17 protein-coding genes are annotated in these 16,210 nt (G+C 60.7%); 10 read left to right on the plus strand and 7 right to left on the minus strand.

The genetic code is table 11. The features are described 5' to 3' along the window. From LB516_RS13660 to LB516_RS13670, 3 genes are all read right to left on the minus strand, one after another. Positions 1-900, minus strand: a complete 900-nt coding sequence (locus tag LB516_RS13660; RefSeq protein ID WP_411969389.1) for a type II secretion system F family protein — start codon at positions 898-900, stop codon at positions 1-3. Between the two features lie 63 nt (positions 901-963). Next, a complete protein-coding gene (locus LB516_RS13665) occupies positions 964-1,935 on the minus strand; it encodes a type II secretion system F family protein (RefSeq protein WP_224719725.1) in 972 nt (323 codons plus the stop codon). Continuing rightward, positions 1,935-3,323, minus strand: a complete 1,389-nt coding sequence (locus LB516_RS13670; protein WP_224719726.1) for a CpaF family protein — start codon at positions 3,321-3,323, stop codon at positions 1,935-1,937. The genes LB516_RS13665 and LB516_RS13670 overlap by 1 nt, the downstream gene beginning before the upstream one ends. Positions 3,324-3,863: 540 nt before the next feature. Between LB516_RS13670 and LB516_RS13675 the strand changes: the two genes are divergently transcribed. The 10 genes from LB516_RS13675 to LB516_RS13720 all read left to right on the plus strand — a co-directional run bounded on the left by LB516_RS13675 (position 3,864) and on the right by LB516_RS13720 (position 11,949). Beyond that, the gene (locus tag LB516_RS13675) at positions 3,864-4,067 is read left to right on the plus strand and encodes a Flp family type IVb pilin (protein ID WP_224719727.1); all 204 of its coding nucleotides are present in this window, start codon (positions 3,864-3,866) and stop codon (positions 4,065-4,067) included. Positions 4,068-4,170: 103 nt separating this feature from the next. Continuing rightward, positions 4,171-5,205 carry a Flp pilus assembly protein CpaB gene (gene cpaB / locus LB516_RS13680; RefSeq protein ID WP_224719728.1) on the plus strand — a complete coding sequence of 345 codons (1,035 nt, stop codon included), beginning with the start codon at positions 4,171-4,173 and terminating at the stop codon, positions 5,203-5,205. A gap of 55 nt (positions 5,206-5,260) precedes the next feature. Next, complete coding sequence (locus LB516_RS13685; protein WP_224719729.1) at positions 5,261-6,694, plus strand: type II and III secretion system protein family protein; 1,434 nt, start codon at positions 5,261-5,263, stop codon at positions 6,692-6,694. 4 nt (positions 6,695-6,698) lie between these two features. Continuing rightward, complete coding sequence (locus tag LB516_RS13690) at positions 6,699-6,974, plus strand: hypothetical protein (RefSeq protein ID WP_224719730.1); 276 nt, start codon at positions 6,699-6,701, stop codon at positions 6,972-6,974. Positions 6,975-7,043: 69 nt separating this feature from the next. Next, positions 7,044-8,498 (plus strand): TadE/TadG family type IV pilus assembly protein, encoded by a 1,455-nt coding sequence (locus LB516_RS13695; protein ID WP_224719731.1) that lies wholly within the window; start codon positions 7,044-7,046, stop codon positions 8,496-8,498. A 4-nt stretch (positions 8,499-8,502) separates the two neighbouring features. After that, the gene (locus LB516_RS13700) at positions 8,503-9,024 is read left to right on the plus strand and encodes a TadE/TadG family type IV pilus assembly protein (RefSeq protein WP_224719732.1); all 522 of its coding nucleotides are present in this window, start codon (positions 8,503-8,505) and stop codon (positions 9,022-9,024) included. 1 nt (position 9,025) lies between these two features. After that, positions 9,026-9,670: a TadE/TadG family type IV pilus assembly protein gene (locus LB516_RS13705; protein WP_224719733.1), complete on the plus strand. Its 645-nt coding sequence runs from the start codon at positions 9,026-9,028 to the stop codon at positions 9,668-9,670. Beyond that, the gene (locus tag LB516_RS13710) at positions 9,667-10,830 is read left to right on the plus strand and encodes a CpaE family protein (protein WP_224523943.1); all 1,164 of its coding nucleotides are present in this window, start codon (positions 9,667-9,669) and stop codon (positions 10,828-10,830) included. The genes LB516_RS13705 and LB516_RS13710 overlap by 4 nt, the downstream gene beginning before the upstream one ends. Then, positions 10,817-11,389 carry a L,D-transpeptidase gene (locus LB516_RS13715; protein WP_015319181.1) on the plus strand — a complete coding sequence of 191 codons (573 nt, stop codon included), beginning with the start codon at positions 10,817-10,819 and terminating at the stop codon, positions 11,387-11,389. Before LB516_RS13710 ends, LB516_RS13715 begins: the two co-directional genes overlap by 14 nt. Next, positions 11,386-11,949, plus strand: a complete 564-nt coding sequence (locus LB516_RS13720; RefSeq protein WP_224719734.1) for a hypothetical protein — start codon at positions 11,386-11,388, stop codon at positions 11,947-11,949. Before LB516_RS13715 ends, LB516_RS13720 begins: the two co-directional genes overlap by 4 nt. Positions 11,950-11,987: 38 nt before the next feature. Here the strand turns inward: LB516_RS13720 and LB516_RS13725 are convergent, their stop codons facing one another. The 4 genes from LB516_RS13725 to LB516_RS13740 form a co-directional block, all read right to left on the minus strand. Beyond that, complete coding sequence (locus tag LB516_RS13725) at positions 11,988-12,455, minus strand: hypothetical protein (protein ID WP_224719735.1); 468 nt, start codon at positions 12,453-12,455, stop codon at positions 11,988-11,990. 153 nt (positions 12,456-12,608) lie between these two features. Continuing rightward, on the minus strand, positions 12,609-13,424 hold the full coding sequence (locus LB516_RS13730; protein WP_224719736.1) for an alpha/beta hydrolase: 816 nt from the start codon (positions 13,422-13,424) through the stop codon (positions 12,609-12,611). A 9-nt stretch (positions 13,425-13,433) separates the two neighbouring features. Continuing rightward, the gene (locus tag LB516_RS13735; protein ID WP_224719737.1) at positions 13,434-14,921 is read right to left on the minus strand and encodes an NAD-dependent succinate-semialdehyde dehydrogenase; all 1,488 of its coding nucleotides are present in this window, start codon (positions 14,919-14,921) and stop codon (positions 13,434-13,436) included. A 17-nt stretch (positions 14,922-14,938) separates the two neighbouring features. Next, a complete protein-coding gene (locus LB516_RS13740) occupies positions 14,939-16,165 on the minus strand; it encodes an iron-containing alcohol dehydrogenase (RefSeq protein ID WP_224719738.1) in 1,227 nt (408 codons plus the stop codon). Positions 16,166-16,210: the final 45 nt, after the last annotated feature.

Raw genomic sequence — 16,210 nt, forward strand, 5'->3', positions numbered from 1 at the left:
TTAGAAGAAAATGCCCTTCATGCGAATGACCACCGGCAGCATCACAACCATCATCACGACCGGAAATATGCAGAGGCCTAACGGGATCATCATCTTGACCGGAAGCGCATTGGCGCGTTCCTCCGCGCGGAGGATTCTCTGACTACGCATTTCGTCGCTGTAAGTGCGCAACGCCTCCGTGAGGCTGGTGCCGAGTTCCTCGGATTGTCGGAACAGCACTGCCAATGCGCGCGCCTCCTCCAGCCCTATGCGGTCCGACAGTTCGCGCAGCGCGTCCCGCAGCGGCTTGCCGGCGCGCAGTTGCAGATTCATGATCGCCAGCTGAATGCCGAGCCACCTGTGTGTACCAGCAAGTTCGGCGCCAACACGCTCAACCGCCGCCTCCAGGCTCATGCCGGCGTCGGCACAGGTGATCATCAGATCCATGAAGTCGGGGAACCCGCGGCGGTAGATTTGTTTCTGCGCATTTTCGAACTTATCTAGGGCTATGCTGGGCATGATGATACACCCAAGGCCTATAAAGGCTGAAACAACAAGCGCGATAAAATCCGGCACTTTAGGCGGCAAGAAGTGCGAAAGTAAGGCGTAGGTCGCAACGAAACCCAAACAGACACCGGCGAAACGACACAGCGTATAGATTACCGGCGCACTTGATTGGTAAAAACCGGCCCGGAACAATTTGGCTTCCAGAGCGTCGGGCTGGCCGCGCTCCTTTTCCAAGGCGCGGAAATAAGCATCGATGGGTTTTTGCGCAGAGATCTTGTTAAGCTCTTGTTGGGCCCCGAGTGACCGACGACTGGGGATACCTTCTGACAGGAGACTTCGAGTCACCAGCTTTTTCGTCTGGAGAGCCGGAAGCAAGATGAGAGCAGCAAACAAAAAAAGCGACGCAGCTGCCATAAAAACTACTATGGATAGCCATGCCCCGACATTGTGGATATCCGCAACCAATTGCCTTTTCTCCTAAAAGTCGAAATTTACCATACGGAACATTACGATCGCTCCAAATAACGCCAAAATCCCGAACGAGGAAAAAACAGGCATTATAATTGGACTACCCCAAACTCCACCATAATAGCTTGGCGCTACAAGCATGAGTATAAGGAACATAATAATTGGAAAAAAAGACAACAGCCAGGCAGATATACGACCCTCTGCTGAAAGTGCTCTAATTTTCAATCTCAGCTTCTGTCTTTCACGCAGCGAAGACGAAAGATTCTTCAATATTTCGGTAAGATTTCCCCCTGTCTTGGCTTGAATGGAGAGGGAAACCGACAGAAGATGTAGCCCTTCGAAGCCCACCCGTCCCGACAATTTCCGGACGGCCTGCTCAAGGCTGAGGCCGAAGGAGATTTCGTCGTAGGCAATTCCGAACTCAGTACCGAGCGGGTCGGGCATTTCGCGAGCAACGAGGGCGATCGCAACTGTCGTCGGATGACCCGCACGCAGCGAGCGCACGATCATGTCCAATGCATCCGGAAGCTGGGCAGCAAATTTCAAGATTCGCTTGTTGCGACCCCGCCGTAGCACCAGAAGTGGCAAGCCGAATCCGACAAAAAAGAAAGTACCCAATGCTGTTATTGCGGAAAAACCAAAAAGTATCGGCAGTCCGAAAGCTAATAGTATGCCAGCGAGCAGGAACATAGAAGCGAACATCAAAGGATTTCCGGTAATGCCGGATTGAGTATAAAGTCGGTTCAGAGTGACTGCTCCAAAAATGAAGTCTCCAGAAGCCGTCAGGCCGCGTTCCTGCAACAATCCTTGGAGGCTCTCTTGCGCTGGCACCTCCTCTCCCAACCTTTTAAGCCGCCGATTAACTACCCCCGCCCGCGCTCGCCGCCCTGCAAAGGACATGTAGAAGGCTTCGCCGGCGAGTATGATCGACGCCGCCGCCAGTACGTAAATAAAGTAGAGCAGGGTCTGGCCGGTCAGCATCAGAGTGGGACCTGCGGATTGAAGGCGTCCTTTGCGAACTGATAGCCGAGCGTCGCCGCTTCCGGGGCAAAACGTGGGCGAACGCCGGTGGCGCGAAATTCCCCGACGACCTGACCGTCAGCCGTCACCTCGCGACGCACGAAAGTGTAGATTTCCTGCATCTGGACGACGTTTCCTTCCATACCGGTAATTTCCGATATTGAGGTCACGCGCCGCCCGCCATCCGCAAGACGCTGCGTCTGCACGATGATGTCAATGGCCGAGGCGATCTGCGCCCTGATGGAATCATTGGTCATCGGCATGCCGGCCATGCCGACCATCTGTTCGAGCCGCGATATCGCGTCGCGTGGCGTGTTGGCATGGATCGTGGTCATCGAGCCTTCATGCCCGGTGTTCATCGCCTGAAGCATGTCGAAGGCTTCCTCGCCGCGCACCTCGCCGACAATGATGCGGTCAGGCCGCATGCGCAGTGCATTCTTCAGCAGTTCGCGTTGTCGAACCTCACCCTTGCCCTCGACATTGGGCGGGCGCGTCTCCAGCCTTCCGACATGCGGCTGCTGCAGTTGCAGTTCAGCCGCATCCTCGATGGTGATCAGGCGCTCCCTCGACGGGATGTAGCTCGACAGCGCGTTGAGCAAGGTCGTCTTGCCGCTGCCGGTGCCGCCGGAAACCAGGATCGATTTGCGTGACTGCACGGCGATCCGCAGCAGATCGACCATCGGCTGCCGGATCGAATTGAATGCCATCAGGCGTTCGAGCGAAAAGGGATTCTTGGAGAATTTGCGGATCGACACCAGCGGGCCATCCACGGAGACCGGCCGCACCGCAATGTTAACGCGTGAGCCGTCCTCCAGCCGTGCGTCGACCATCGGCGCCGATTCGTCGACGCGGCGGCCGATCGCCGAGACGATCTTGTTGATGATACGCAGCAGATGGGCCTCGTCCCGGAACCGGATCGCCGTCTCCTCGATCACGCCGCGACGCTCGATGAAGACGCGTTTGTGGGTGTTGATCAGAATGTCGGCAATAGAGTCGTCCTTGAGCAGCGGTTCGATCGGGCCAAGGCCCAGCATTTCGTCCGCAGTGTCGCGGGTCAATTGGTCGAGCTCCCGCGCATTCAGAGGCACGCCCCGTCCGCGCACAAACTCGCGCACGATCGGTCGGATTTCGTTCAGGATCTCATCCTTGGACGCCGTGTCGAGCGCGGCCAGATTGAACCGATCAATCAAATGACGGTGCAGTTCGACTTTCAGCGTCAGGAAGTCCTCGCCATGGGGTTCAATATCAGCAACGGGAGAAACCGCCGGAACGATGGGCAGTACAGTCAGCGGCTCGGCCTTTGTCGTGGCCTGCTGCTCGCTTGGTCCCTTGATAAACCGCCCCAGCATAATCCCTTATACCCCTCCAGCGCATATTAGCGGAAACTAAACGTTAACCAAGCGACGCACAAGCGCCGGGGCGCCTCACATGCCGCCAATACTTTCAACATAGTTAAGGCGCGCGCCTGAAAAATATCGTTTTTATTTAAGGCCCTCGCGGCACCAAACATGAGAGAGTGACTAAGCTTAGAACGTGCCGTGCCCCTTTCGTGCTCCCGCATCGGAATCCGCTCCATATCTGGCTATAACCCCTTAGATATAAAGGCTTATGCTGTATCGCTAAATTAAGTGTCACTTTATTAGGCTTCATGCATAATTGTGAACGAATGGTTAAGGGCGCTTGAAAAATTAGACGAATCAAGCTCTTGCTGAAATTTAAAGCCGCGCTTAACTCCAAAGTTCATGTATTGGGAAGTTAAGGAACCGTTAATCCCGTTTGACTCTGCAATTTCTCGGGACCTAGGATCGAGGTGACGGGGGATGCTTGGGTATGGAGTTCATCCTTGGCTCTGTCTCGTCGGGTTCCAACCTCCAAAGGGAGAAATTGACATGAAGAAGCTCATGACGATGACCCGGCAGTTCCGCGACGATGAAAACGGCGCTGCTATGGTCGAATACTCGATACTCGTTGGTCTCATCACAGCCGCTGTGATCACGCTCATCATTGGCGTCGGCGCGTATGTGACCAACGCATGGCAAACCCTGTGTACCAACCTGGGAACTGTCTGCACCGCCGCAGCGGGCGCGGCTTGAGCTTGCGTTGATATAAGGTGGCCAGGCGCGGGACAAATCCTGGGCCTGGCCCTTTCCGAAGTAGTATATTTGCGGCAACGACGTCGTCACAAGGGCAGAGGCTATGCGAGCCAACACAGTCATTATGGTGGTCCTTGCTGGGGTGTTCGGCATTCTGGCGGTGGTGCTGGCAAATATCTGGCTGGCTGGCCAACGCAGCGCCATGGCGCAAACAGATGGCGTCCCGCGCGACACTGTGGTGGTGGCAGCGGCAGCCCTAAAGTTTGGCGACCCGCTGAGCGCGGACAAACTCCGCGAGATTGCCTGGCCAGCGGGCGCTGTTCCGGCCGGCGCCTTCAAGACGAAGAAAGAAGCCTTGGCGGGCGATGGCGCCAGGCAGGCTCTGCAAACAATAAGCATCAACGAACCCGTTCTCGCCAGCAAGATCACCGGTCCCGGCCAGCGCGCCACGCTTTCGGCGGTGCTGGGCGAAGGCATGAAAGCCGTTTCCATCCGCGTCAATGACGTGCTTGGCGTCGCCGGCTTCGTTTTCCCGGGCGATCGGGTCGATGTGTTGCTGACGCGCACGGTGCGCGACAGTGATGGGGCGGATAAGAGTTTTGTCGACGTGCTGTTGCAAAGCATGAAGGTGCTCGCCGTCGACCAGGTGGCCGATGAAAGCAAGGATAGCCCGACGGTGGTCAAGTCCGTTACGCTGGAAGCCAGCACGAAAGATGCACAAAAGCTTACTCTGGCAGCCGGCGCCGGGCAGTTGTCGCTGGCGCTGCGCCAGGCCGCGGCCAGCAAGGGCGAGGTCACCGAACGCGTAACGCTTTCCGACCTGACCGGCGAAACCCCCGAGGACGTCGCCAAGCGGCAGGCCGAACTCGAAAAGAAAGCGGCCGAGGACGCATTGGCGGAAGCCGAGCGCAAGCGCGCCGACGACAAGATTGCCGGGCTTGCCCAGGCTGTGGAGCGCGTTGGCAGCCGGCTTGACGAGTTGGGCAAGGCCAAGCCGATTCCCGTGGCGGTCCCGGCCCCACCGGACGTCGTCAAGGAAGTGATCAAATATGTGCAACCGGAGCCGCCTGCACGCGCCACGGTCGGAGTTTTCCGGGGTGTGAAGCTCGAGACCTATGACGTGCCGCGACAGCCATAACTAAGACGCGCGAGTGAAATTGTGCTGCCACCGGCAGCACTAGGGGAGACGGGGAATGAAGGGGTTTTGGTTAGGGATGGCGACGGCCGCGCTGCTGGCGCTGCTGTCGAGCGTCGAGGCCGACGCGGCTGACCGTTTCATTGACGTGTCGAACCCCAGCGTCCATCGTGTTTTCCTGCCGATGTCGCAATCGGTGACAATCCAGGTGAATGCCAATCTCGGCGACATCGTCGTCGGCGACGAGAAGATCGCCGATGCGCAGCCGATGACCGACCGCACGCTCTATGTCATCGGCAAGGGCGCCGGCACAACCACGGTCAATCTGTTCTCCACCGACAAGCGCTCGCTCGGCGTCATCCAGATCGAGGTCGGCGTGGATGTGAGCGACATGGCGGCGGCGATCCGCCAGGTTTCGCCGAGGTCGCGGATAGAGATCGGCTCGGTCAATGGCAGGGTGCGGCTTGGCGGTCATGTCAAGGACGGCGCGACGCTGGCCGCCATCATGGAAGTTGCCCAGCAATACGGGCCCGACGCCATCATCAATGCCGTCACCGTCGATGACAGCCAGCAGGTCAATCTTGAAGTGCGCGTGCTGGAGGCGAAGCGCAACGCAGGCCGTGATCTCGGCGTGTCGATCAAATCCACCAACAGTAGGGGTACAACTCAAGTCGGGACGGGCATTGCCGCCGTCGATAAAGACAAGGTCGTGCTCGGCAGCGGAGACCTGCTGAGCAACCTGCTCTCTAACTCAAGTCCGTTCGGAGCGCTGCTCACTCGCGTCGTCGACAGCAACATCAAAGTCGATCTGTACATCGAAGCGCTCGAAGCCAAGGGCGTGGTGCGCACGCTCGCGAACCCCAATCTCACTACACTTTCCGGCGAACCGGCCAGCTTCAACGCGGGTGGCCAGGTCCCTATCCGCAGTGTCGACAAAAACGGCGAGGTCCAGATCGAGTACAAGCAGTTCGGCGTCAATCTTCTGTTCACGCCGATCGTGCTCGCCGATGACAAGATCCATATCAGCTTGGCGCCCGAGGTTAGCGACCTGACCGGCTTCACCACCGCCGGCGACCCGATCTTCACCAACCGCAAGCTGGAAACCGTCGTTGAGCTGCGCGATGGCCAGAGCTTCGCGGTCGGTGGGCTGCTGTCCAGCAAGACCACCAAGCTGCAGAACCAGGTGCCGTGGCTCGGCCAGGTGCCGGTCATCGGCACGCTGTTCCGCAACTCGAGCAGCCAGAAGGAAGAGACCGAACTCGTCGTCATCGTCACGCCGCATATCGTGCGGCCGGTGAAGCCCGGCGAACAGCTGGCGACGCCTTTCGACAAGACGCGGCCGGCGAACGATCCGGAGTTCTTCGTGCTCGGCCAGCTCGAAGTGAACAAGGACATGATCCGCAAATACGAAACGGGCGACGGCGTCACCGGCCCCTATGGCCACATGCTGGACTTCAAATCGAAGGACAAGATGCTCTATGTCAAGAAATAGCGCCTTGATCCTCATTCTGTGTGCAGGGTCGCTTTCGGGCTGCGCCGCGGACTATCTGAACCACTATGATTCGGTGACCCTGGCCGCCGGCGACACGCAGAAATTCAACTCGTTGCTGCAGACCGTCGACCCGCTCAATCCGGCGTCCAAGAATACGCATATCGAAGGCGACGGCACGCGCGCCGCACTCGTTGCGCATAACTACAAATTTCCGCCGCCGCCGCCGCCGCCGCCGGCGATAACGGTAAACGTCGGTGGTTCGGGTGTGACGACGCCGTGAGCTGAACGGAAGGATGCGGAGGCGCCGGGCATGCGAGGGCCTTGGCGCAAGAAAGCAGAGAGTAAGGTCATGTTGGGGACCATTCGTGGCTTCTGGAACGATCAACGCGGCATAGCGATGATCCTCGTCGCGATCATGCTGCCCGTGATCATCGGCTTTGCTCTGCTTGTCATCGATATGTCCCGAGCCAACAGCCTGCACGACGACCTTCAAAAGGGCGCTGACGCGTTTGCATTGGCTGGTGCAGCGGAACTCGACGGGCGATCGGATGCACTAACTCGCGCTGACCGCGCCATAGGCAATCTTGTTCAGAATACCTATCGCTTTTCCACCCAAACAGGTCAGCGGACATTGACTGCGACCACTGCAATGACCAGCAGCATCACCTGGCGCTATCTAAGCAGCATACCAGCAAATGATAGCGACCCTATTGTGCCAGCGAGTGTGACAACCGATGCGGCCATAGCTCGCTTTGTCCAGGTAACGGTCAAGCCAGTCCAATTCGCCGCCATTTTTCCGGCGTCGTTCCTGACCGGAAGCACTGGCAGCAACAGCATGAGCATCGGATCGACAGCCGTCGCTGGCAACGCCGGCACCACGGTTTGCTCGATGGTGCCTGTGTTCATCTGCAATCCATTCCCCGGCCAAGATCTGAACCAGATCGCGAATTCGGCTAGCCTTCTGAAGAAGAGCCTCAAGCTCGTCGTGGGCGGTTCTACATGGGGGCCGGGCAATTTCGGGTTCCTCCGGCCCAGCGATGGTCATGGCTATGGTGAAAGCGATCTGGCAACTGACGTCGCAATCGGACAGGTGCCGGAATGCGTCAACACCAGGTTGATCTACACCCAAACCGGCAATTTGACCACGAAGGTCACGAATGCATTCAACACGCGGTTCGATCTGTACGCTAACGGCGCCAATAGCTTTCCTTCGAAGAACGACAGCCGATGGCCGCCCGCGCCTAATGTGCGAAAAGGCTACAAAACCACGGGCGGTTGCAACAGCACTTTGCAGACCGATACCACAAAGTTCCGCGCGCTGACCCCAGACCTGCAGTTTAACGGCCAGATCGGCAACGGGCTCTGGGACTATAGTGGCTATGTCACCGCCAACAATCTAACTGCCGGGCTCGCAGGCTTCAAGGATGCCAACGGTAACGCCTATAGCAATGCCAACCCGCCATCTCGTTACGATCTTTATAAATATGAGAACGATCCCTCTCATAACCTTGTAGGCACCGCATCGAAAGGTGGAGAGACGGGCACGCCCTCCTGCGCTTCAACAACGGGGAGCGCCAACCGGCGTTTATTTCAGGCAGCAATCGTGGATTGCAGCTCGCAAGCCGTTCTAAATCAGCTCAACGGACAGAGCGGTGCCGTGCCGGCGATGGGTTTTGCGAGCCTATTTTTGACCCAGCCGATCGACAACGGCGCGGTCATGGCGGAAATCGTAGACATCAACGGCACACTTGGCCGGGGCACCCTATCATCGGTGGTGCGGACCGAAGTACAGCTCTATAGGTGACACGATGCTTGCCGCCTTTAGCCTAATTCTGCGCAGGTTCGGCCTTGAGGAGAAAGGCGCGGTTCTCGTTGAGATGACGCTGATCACTCCGCTCATGATCAGCCTTTCGGCCGGCGTCTTCGAATTTGGCAATCTCCTTCACCAGAAACTCCTGATTGAAGCCGGTCTCAACGATGGGGCTCGCTTCGCCGCACGTTGCAATCAGACACTCAACCCGAACTGCGCCACATACGCTCGCAATATCGCGGCGACAGGAACGTATGATTGCGGCGGCAACTGCAACGTTGCGAGCCGCGTCACGGGTTGGCTACCATCAGCGGTCACCGTCAACCTCAACTATCTTGTCATACCGGTGACAACTGACCCTAACACCGGTTTGCAGAACTACAGCAGCTCGACCTCCAGTGTCCGGGTGGTGCAACTCTCAACTTCTTTCACTTATACCGGTGTTTCGTTGCTCAATTATATCAGGCTAGGGCCGATCACCTTCTCCGCCGCTCATCAAGAACGTTATATCGGGTCCTGAGATGCAGAGTCTCACCACGTTCCGAAAAGACGAAGCCGGGTCGGTAATGGTGGAGTTTACGATCGCGATGACATTGCTGCTGTCGCTTACTCTCGGTTTCGTGGACTTCGGCTATGCATGGTATCAATGGAATGCCGCAACCAAGGCCGTGGAAGTGGGCGCGCGCATGGCGTCCATCTCTGCGCCGGTGGCGCCCGAGATCACCGCCGCCGGGCTCGCGACTTCGCCCGGCGACCCGATCCCTGCTAAGAACTACGACTATACATGCAACGGCGCTACCAGCACGTGCACATGCGCCGGTGCGGGATGTGCGGCCGGAACCTTTACCTTAGCAAACTTCAATCGCATTTTCCGCGGCGATGCGACTGGCACCGGAAACTGTCCGGCGCTTACAGCGGGACAGCGGCCAGGCATGTGCCACTTTTTTTCGACACTGCAACCCGCCAACGTGGTCGTTAAGTACACGGCGACCGGACTCGGCTATTATACACGCGCGGGCGGGTCTGTGCCGACCATCAGTGTCAGCCTGCAGAACGTGAACTTCCAGTTCTTCTTCCTGGGCGGACTGCTTGGGTTCGGCAACATCACCATGCCCTCCATGCTGAGCACGGTCACGGGCGAAGACATGAAGAGCACCTACCCATGAACGCCATCAGCACCAAAGTTACCCCGACCAAGCGCAAGCAGGTCGCGCTGTTTTCCTCCGATCCGAATTTCAAGCGCGATGTGGCGACGCGGCTCGATGCGCTGGCGATCTATGATGTGCGGGTTGCCGAGACGGGCGACTTCCTCAAGGGGCCGCCGGCCGACACGCGCCCGGGCATCGTCATCCTCGATCTCGGCAATGGCGAATTGCTTGGCAATCCAGGCATCGTCGAGGCGCGCGCGCTGTGGGCTGGTGTGCCGCTGATCGCGGTTTCCGACGAATTGACTTCGGAGCAGACACGCGTCCTGGTGCGCATGAATGCCTCGGACTGGCTGCACAAGCCGCTCGACGGCAAGGAACTGCTCAACGCCGTCACCTTCCACGACAGCGGCAACCAGGGCGCCAAGAGCCGCATCATCACCTTCATCGGCGCCAGCGGCGGCGCCGGCGCCACGACGCTGGCGCTGTCGGCGGCCGAATTCCTGGCCTCGAAATCGACCGAGCGCGCGGCCTCGACCTGCCTGGTCGACCTCGATTTCCAGAGCGCCAATTGCGGCGCCTATCTCAACCTGTTCAACCAGTTCGACCTTGCCGGCATCATCGGCCAGCCGGAACGGCTCGATGTCGAATTGATGGATGTCATCAAGCTGTCGCGGCCTTCCGGCCTGACCCTCTATGCCTTCGAGCGGCCGCAGCTGCCGTTCGAGCCGCAGGGCGCCGATTTCGTCTTCCGGCTGCTCGACCTCGTCGCCTACCGTTTCGACGACATCGTCATCGACCTGCCGAACATCGAAACGCCCTGGCACAATTCCGTGCTGTCGACGAGCGACGAGATCTTCATCGTCTTCGAGCTCAATGTCGCTTCGCTGCGGCAAGGCAAACGGCTCTACAAGAAGATCCGCGAGCTGCGCGGCAATGCCGTCTCGATCACGCTGGTGGCCAACAAGCACAAGCGCAAATGGTTCGGCAACCACTTCTCGCGCAGCGAGCTGGAGAAGATCTTCAAGGCGCCCCACATCAAGTCGGTCGGCCTCGACAACGCCCTGCTGGCCGACGCGCTGAACCGCGCCATGCTGCCGTCCGAAGTGGATGGGCGGGCGCGCTTCAACAAGGACCTGAAGAAGATGTTCCGCGAGCGGCTCGACGATGCGGCCCGCTAGCGGCCACCGCTTGCGGCTGACAGCCGCCTGCCTGCTTGGCCTGGCGCTGGCGCCCGCGGCCGGGCAGACCGCGTTGGCGGACAGCCGCCCGCCTCTGCCGGCCATGGGCCCCAGCCTGCGCAAGACGGTGGCGTTTTCCACCCAGGAGAAGACTGGGACCATCATCATCCGCAAGCAGGAAAAAGCGCTCTATCTGGTGACCGGCAAGGGCGAGGCCCTGCGCTACCGGATCAGTGTCGGACGCGATGGATTTGGCTGGACGGGTACGGTCCAGGTGGGAGCCAAGACCGAGTGGCCGGCGTGGCGACCGCCGAGGGAAATGCGCGCCCGCCAGCCGGAATTGCCTGACATGGTGCCTTCGGGGCCGTACAATCCGCTCGGCGCAAGGGCGCTCTATCTGCTTCGCGATGGCCGCGACACGCTCTATCGCATCCATGGCACCAATGACCCTTCGGGCGTGGGTTTCGACGGCACGTCGGGCTGTTTTCGCCTGACCAATACCGATGTCATCGATCTTTTCAGGCGCGTGCCTGTCGGCACCAAGGTGGTGGTCCAATGACGACGATCAGCAATCCCGACGACCTTGTGATAGCGGTCGAACCGCTGTTGCTCGACAGGGAGAAGAGCCGGTCCAGGCTCGCCATTGCCGTCTCTGTCGGCCTGGCGCTGTTTGCCCTGCTGAACGCCACCGCGGCCGTCTATCTCTACCGCGGCATCAACGATCTGCGCGTGATCGAGGCGCGGCTGGAGGACCTCGGCCAGTTCGAGCAGCGCATGAGCGCGCGGCTCGACACCGTCAACAATGGATTTCAAAGCCGGTTCGAGGCGCTGGACGACCGGCTGCGGGCGAGCTTCGGCGAGGTCAACGCCAACATCGCCCGGCAGCCACCGGAGATGTCGGGAAATCACGGTGGCGACGAGCCGCGCGTGGTCGAACTCCCCTCGCCCGCCGAAGACATGGCGGCGGTCGCCAGCGCCGCCGACGCGGAGCCTGCCATCGGGGATATGCCGCGGGTAACGCGAAGGCGGTCGGCACCGGCAGCGCCTCCCGCGCCGAGCTCCAACTACCAGCGGAGCGTATCGCCGGAAGGCAAGGTCACCTATCACAAGATAAACTAGGTCGGGCCTTGGGCGTGGCCGCGTAGCGCTGCGCCAGTCTAGAAATCCCGCTGCAGCGCCATGATCCGGACGCGCCGCGATTCAACGCGCATGCCGAGTTCACGGACATAGGCAAGGTGACAATGGGCGCAGGCGGTGACCCCGATGACCGCCAGCAGGCAATTCAGCCAGGTGAAGTCCATCATCAGCGAGAACCGAAAGCCACTCGGCGCCGTGAACGCGGCAATGGTGCTGGCGGTCTGCGAACGGCCACCGATGAAAATCATCGACGCCGCGAGGACCAAGATGCCGTGGTTGGCAAGAAAGAATGCGGCCGACCTTCTGGCCCGGCTTGCCATCCAGCAGACCACCAGGGCCGCGCCCAGCAGAGCGAAATCCAGGACCATCGACCCTCCCAGATAGACATCGACCTGCTGCCAGACCATGCCCGACGAGGGATGCAAGGCGAGCCAGATCTTCCACATGTCGGGGCTTGCGGGGTAAGTTCCGAGCAGGAGCGTGGCCATTCGCTCCGCCGCCAGGATCAGCAGGACACAGGCAGGAAAGGCGAAAAGCAATAGTGGTTGGCGCTTCATGGTGCCTCGCAATCTGGCAGGCAGATTACGCGCCATGAGTTGCGCAAGGCTTAACGGGGAAAGGTTCGGCTGAGACAGGATCGATCAAGCGGCTCGGATCAGGTCGTACAGCCAAGTGCCCGCTTTTGTATGCCTGGCACCCAAATCCCGGACGCTGTCCATGTGATTGCGCCCCTCGACGATGCCGATCGAGGCCGTCAGGCGCTGCTCCGTCAGGCGATCGGCAAACAATTTGGCCTGCAGGTGAAACGGTTCCGTCTCTCGCTCACCGACCAGCAGCGTGACCTTTGTCCGCGACGAGTGGGATTTGCTCATCGGCGAATACGCCCCGACTTCCGTGTCGGTCAGGCCTATCAAGGGCTCAAGGAAGGATTGCTGGAGGGGCTTCAAATCGTAGAGCCCGCCGAGCAGGAGTGCCGCCGAGGGCGGATGTGCCGACCCCTCGTCAAATAAAAAGGTCGCCAGATGCGCCCCGGCGGAATGACCGCTGACGCTTAGCCGACCGGCATCGCCACCATGGCTGGCAATATTATCCAGCACCCATTGCCTCGCGCGCCGAACCTGGTCGACGATTGCCGCCATCCTGACGGCGGGCATCAGCGCGTAGTCGATCACGACCGCGATTGCCCCGGCGCTCGTCACCGTTTCGGCGATATAGGAATAGTCGCTCTTGGCGAACATGCGCCAATAGCCGCCATGGATGAAGATGTGCACCGGGAGGTCCCTGCGCGGCCCCTCCGGAAAGAACAGGTCGAGGCGTTCGGCCTCGTGCGGGCCATAGGCGATGTCCGCCAGCATCGGCAGCGAAGCCCGCGTCGCGGTGCTGCGGGCGACGATGTCGGCCACGATGTCATCGAAATCGGCAACGTGGTCGCGGGTGCGAAAAGGGTCCTTCGACATGGTGTCCGCTCAGAAGGTTACAGCGATGTATTTGGCCTCCATGAACTCGGCGATGCCGTGATGCTGGCCCCCTTCCCGCCCGAGGCCGCTCTGCTTGACTCCGCCGAAGGGCGCGGCGGGATCCGACATCAGGCCGCGGTTGAGGCCGATCATGCCGGCCTCGATCTCGGCGGCCACCCGCATGCCGCGCGCCACATCGCGGGTGTAGAGATAGGCGGCGAGGCCGTATTCGGTGTTGTTGGCGTGGAGAATGGCCTGCGCCTCGCTCTCGAAGCGGGTGATGGGCGCTACCGGGCCGAAGATCTCCTCATGCGCCATGTCGGCGTCCGGCGAGACTTCGGACAGGACCGTCGGCGGATAGAAAAAGCCATCCCCTTCAGGCACCGAGCCGCCGCACAGTACCTTGGCACCCCGGCTGACCGCGTCCTTGACCAGCCGGTCGATCTTGTCGACCGCCTTCTTGGTGATCATGGGTCCACATTCGGTGTCCGCCTTGGTGCCGGCGCCGATCTTGAGCGCAGCCATGCGCTGCGCAAGACCGTCGGCGAACGCATCGTGGATACCCGACTGGACGTAGATGCGGTTGGCAGCCGTACAGGCTTCGCCGGCATTGCGCATTTTGGCGATCATGGCGCCGTCGAGGGCCGCATCGAGATCGGCATCGTCGAAAACGATGAAGGGTGCATTGCCGCCAAGCTCCATGGAACAGGAAATCACATGTTTGGCGGCCTCGGCGAGCAAGGCCCGGCCGATCCCGGTCGAACCGGTGAAGGAGAGCTTCCTGACGCGCGGATCGGCCAGCATGGCCGACGTCAGGGGGCCGGGTGTCGACGTCGTCAGCACGTTCACGACACCGTCCGGTACGCCGGCGTCGCTGTAGAGCGCGGCCAGCGCATAGGCGGTCAGCGGCGTCTCGCTGGCCGGTTTCAGAATGACCGTGCAGCCTGCCGCCAGTGCCGGTGCAATCTTGCGCGTCGCCATCGCAGCGGGGAAATTCCACGGCGTGATGAGGACGCAGATGCCGATCGGCTGGTAGTCGACGACGATGCGGTTGGTCCCGGATGGAGCGGTGCCGAACTCGCCGGTGATACGAACCGCTTCCTCGGCGTTCCAGCGGAAGAATTCGGCTGCATAGGCGACCTCGCCGCGCGCGTCGCGCAGGGCCTTGCCGTTCTCCAGCGAGATCAGCATGGCAAGCGTCTCCGACCGCTCGACCATCAGCTCGAAACAGCGCCTGAGAATCTCCGAGCGCTTGCGCGGCGCTGTCTCGCGCCACCCCTTGGCCGCCTTGGCCGCAGTCTCGACCGCGGCGGCGGCATCCTCCAGGGTCGCATCGGGGACCGCCGCGATCACCGCGCCGGAGGATGGATCGGTGACCTCGATGAGCCCGCCGTCGGACGACGGCAGCCATTGTCCGCCAATGTAGAGCCGGTGCGGAAAGCCCCGAACGTCGTACGGATCCTGATCGAGAGGGAAGGCATTGTAGGGAAGGTTCATCGTCTTGTTCCTGACGTTCACATAGCGCAGGCGGTGAGATCGCCGTCATAGGCCGCCTGGACAAGGCGGCGCATGGCGGCGAGGTCGAATGGGCGCGGGTTGTTCTTGATCAGGCGATCGATGCCGAGCGCCTGCTCGGCGGTCCAGTCGAGCTTGTCGGCCGGAAGCCCCAGACCGGCCAGCGTCGGGGTGATGCCGATCGCCGCAAATAAGCGCCTGATCTCCTCGATGGTCGCGTCCGCCATTTCGTCGACGCCACGACCGTTCGGCTCCAGGCCAAGAGCAATCCCTATCTCGGCGATCTCAGCCGCGGCCACGCGGCTGTTGTAGCTCATGACGTAAGGCATCATTGTCGCCACTCCCAGCCCATGCGGCGTATGTGTGAGCGCGCCGGCCGGGTATTGCATCGCGTGCGCTGCCGCCGTGCCGGCGGTGCCGAATGCGCAACCCGCAGCCAGCGCTCCCATCATCACGTCGGAGCGCGCCTCGGCGTGGCCGCCGTCAATGCACGCCTTCTCCAGGCTGCGGCCGAGAAGTTTGACGGCCAGCAGCGCGAAATGGTCGGTCAGTGGCGTCTTGCCGATGAACACGTGGCGCTGCGGCAGGCTGAAGTCCCCGTCCCGGCGCATGGCCGTAAACGCCTCGATCGCATGCGTGAGCGCGTCGGCACCGGCAACCGCGGTCAGGCCCGGCGGACAAGTCATTGTCAGTTCGGGGTCGCAGACGGCAACGGCAGCAATGAGATAGGGGCTCGATATGCCGACTTTGAGCGTCCGGTCCGGATCCGATATCACGGCGACGGGCGTCACCTCCGATCCTGTGCCAGCCGTGGTCGGCACGGCGATCAGCGGCAGCATCGGCCCCGGGACCTTGAACTCGCCGTAGTAGTCCCGCAGCTCGCCGCCGTGGCTGATCAGCAAGGCGGCACATTTGGCGAAATCGAGACAGCTGCCGCCGCCGATGCCGATCACCATATCTGGCCGGAAGCCCCTCGCTTCCTCGACGCAGACCGCCACCGAATCGCGCGGCACGTCCGGGAGGACACCGTCGTGAACCAGCACGTCGATTGATGCCGACCGCAGGGATTCCATCATTTCGGCGAACACGCCGGTGCCGGCGAAACGCTCGTCGGTGCAGACCAGGGCGCGGCGGCCATGGCGGCCGGCCACGGCTGGCAGCGCATGACGTTGTCCCTTTCCGAATAGAATTTCGCGTGGGAGCCGGAGGGCTGTGAGAAGGCTCATGACAGGCTGCATCCTTGGGGAGTTTCGGAGAAACGCATTGCAAAA

It is taken from the genome of Mesorhizobium sp. CO1-1-7 (assembly GCF_020164885.1).
Classification (GTDB): Bacteria; Pseudomonadota; Alphaproteobacteria; order Rhizobiales; family Rhizobiaceae; genus Mesorhizobium; species Mesorhizobium australicum.

Bases quoted from the DNA above. Each gene is read 5' to 3' on its own strand.
- LB516_RS13660 (WP_411969389.1), bottom strand. From the start codon at position 900: ATGGCAGCTGCGTCGCTTTTTTTGTTTGCTGCTCTCATCTTGCTTCCG.
- LB516_RS13665 (WP_224719725.1), bottom strand. From the start codon at position 1,935: ATGCTGACCGGCCAGACCCTGCTCTACTTTATTTACGTACTGGCGGCG.
- LB516_RS13670 (WP_224719726.1), bottom strand. From the start codon at position 3,323: ATGCTGGGGCGGTTTATCAAGGGACCAAGCGAGCAGCAGGCCACGACA.
- LB516_RS13675 (WP_224719727.1), top strand. From the start codon at position 3,864: ATGAAGAAGCTCATGACGATGACCCGGCAGTTCCGCGACGATGAAAAC.
- cpaB (WP_224719728.1), top strand. From the start codon at position 4,171: ATGCGAGCCAACACAGTCATTATGGTGGTCCTTGCTGGGGTGTTCGGC.
- LB516_RS13685 (WP_224719729.1), top strand. From the start codon at position 5,261: ATGAAGGGGTTTTGGTTAGGGATGGCGACGGCCGCGCTGCTGGCGCTG.
- LB516_RS13695 (WP_224719731.1), top strand. From the start codon at position 7,044: ATGTTGGGGACCATTCGTGGCTTCTGGAACGATCAACGCGGCATAGCG.
- LB516_RS13700 (WP_224719732.1), top strand. From the start codon at position 8,503: ATGCTTGCCGCCTTTAGCCTAATTCTGCGCAGGTTCGGCCTTGAGGAG.
- LB516_RS13705 (WP_224719733.1), top strand. From the start codon at position 9,026: ATGCAGAGTCTCACCACGTTCCGAAAAGACGAAGCCGGGTCGGTAATG.
- LB516_RS13710 (WP_224523943.1), top strand. From the start codon at position 9,667: ATGAACGCCATCAGCACCAAAGTTACCCCGACCAAGCGCAAGCAGGTC.
- LB516_RS13715 (WP_015319181.1), top strand. From the start codon at position 10,817: ATGCGGCCCGCTAGCGGCCACCGCTTGCGGCTGACAGCCGCCTGCCTG.
- LB516_RS13720 (WP_224719734.1), top strand. From the start codon at position 11,386: ATGACGACGATCAGCAATCCCGACGACCTTGTGATAGCGGTCGAACCG.
- LB516_RS13725 (WP_224719735.1), bottom strand. From the start codon at position 12,455: ATGGCCACGCTCCTGCTCGGAACTTACCCCGCAAGCCCCGACATGTGG.
- LB516_RS13730 (WP_224719736.1), bottom strand. From the start codon at position 13,424: ATGTCGAAGGACCCTTTTCGCACCCGCGACCACGTTGCCGATTTCGAT.
- LB516_RS13735 (WP_224719737.1), bottom strand. From the start codon at position 14,921: ATGAACCTTCCCTACAATGCCTTCCCTCTCGATCAGGATCCGTACGAC.
- LB516_RS13740 (WP_224719738.1), bottom strand. From the start codon at position 16,165: ATGAGCCTTCTCACAGCCCTCCGGCTCCCACGCGAAATTCTATTCGGA.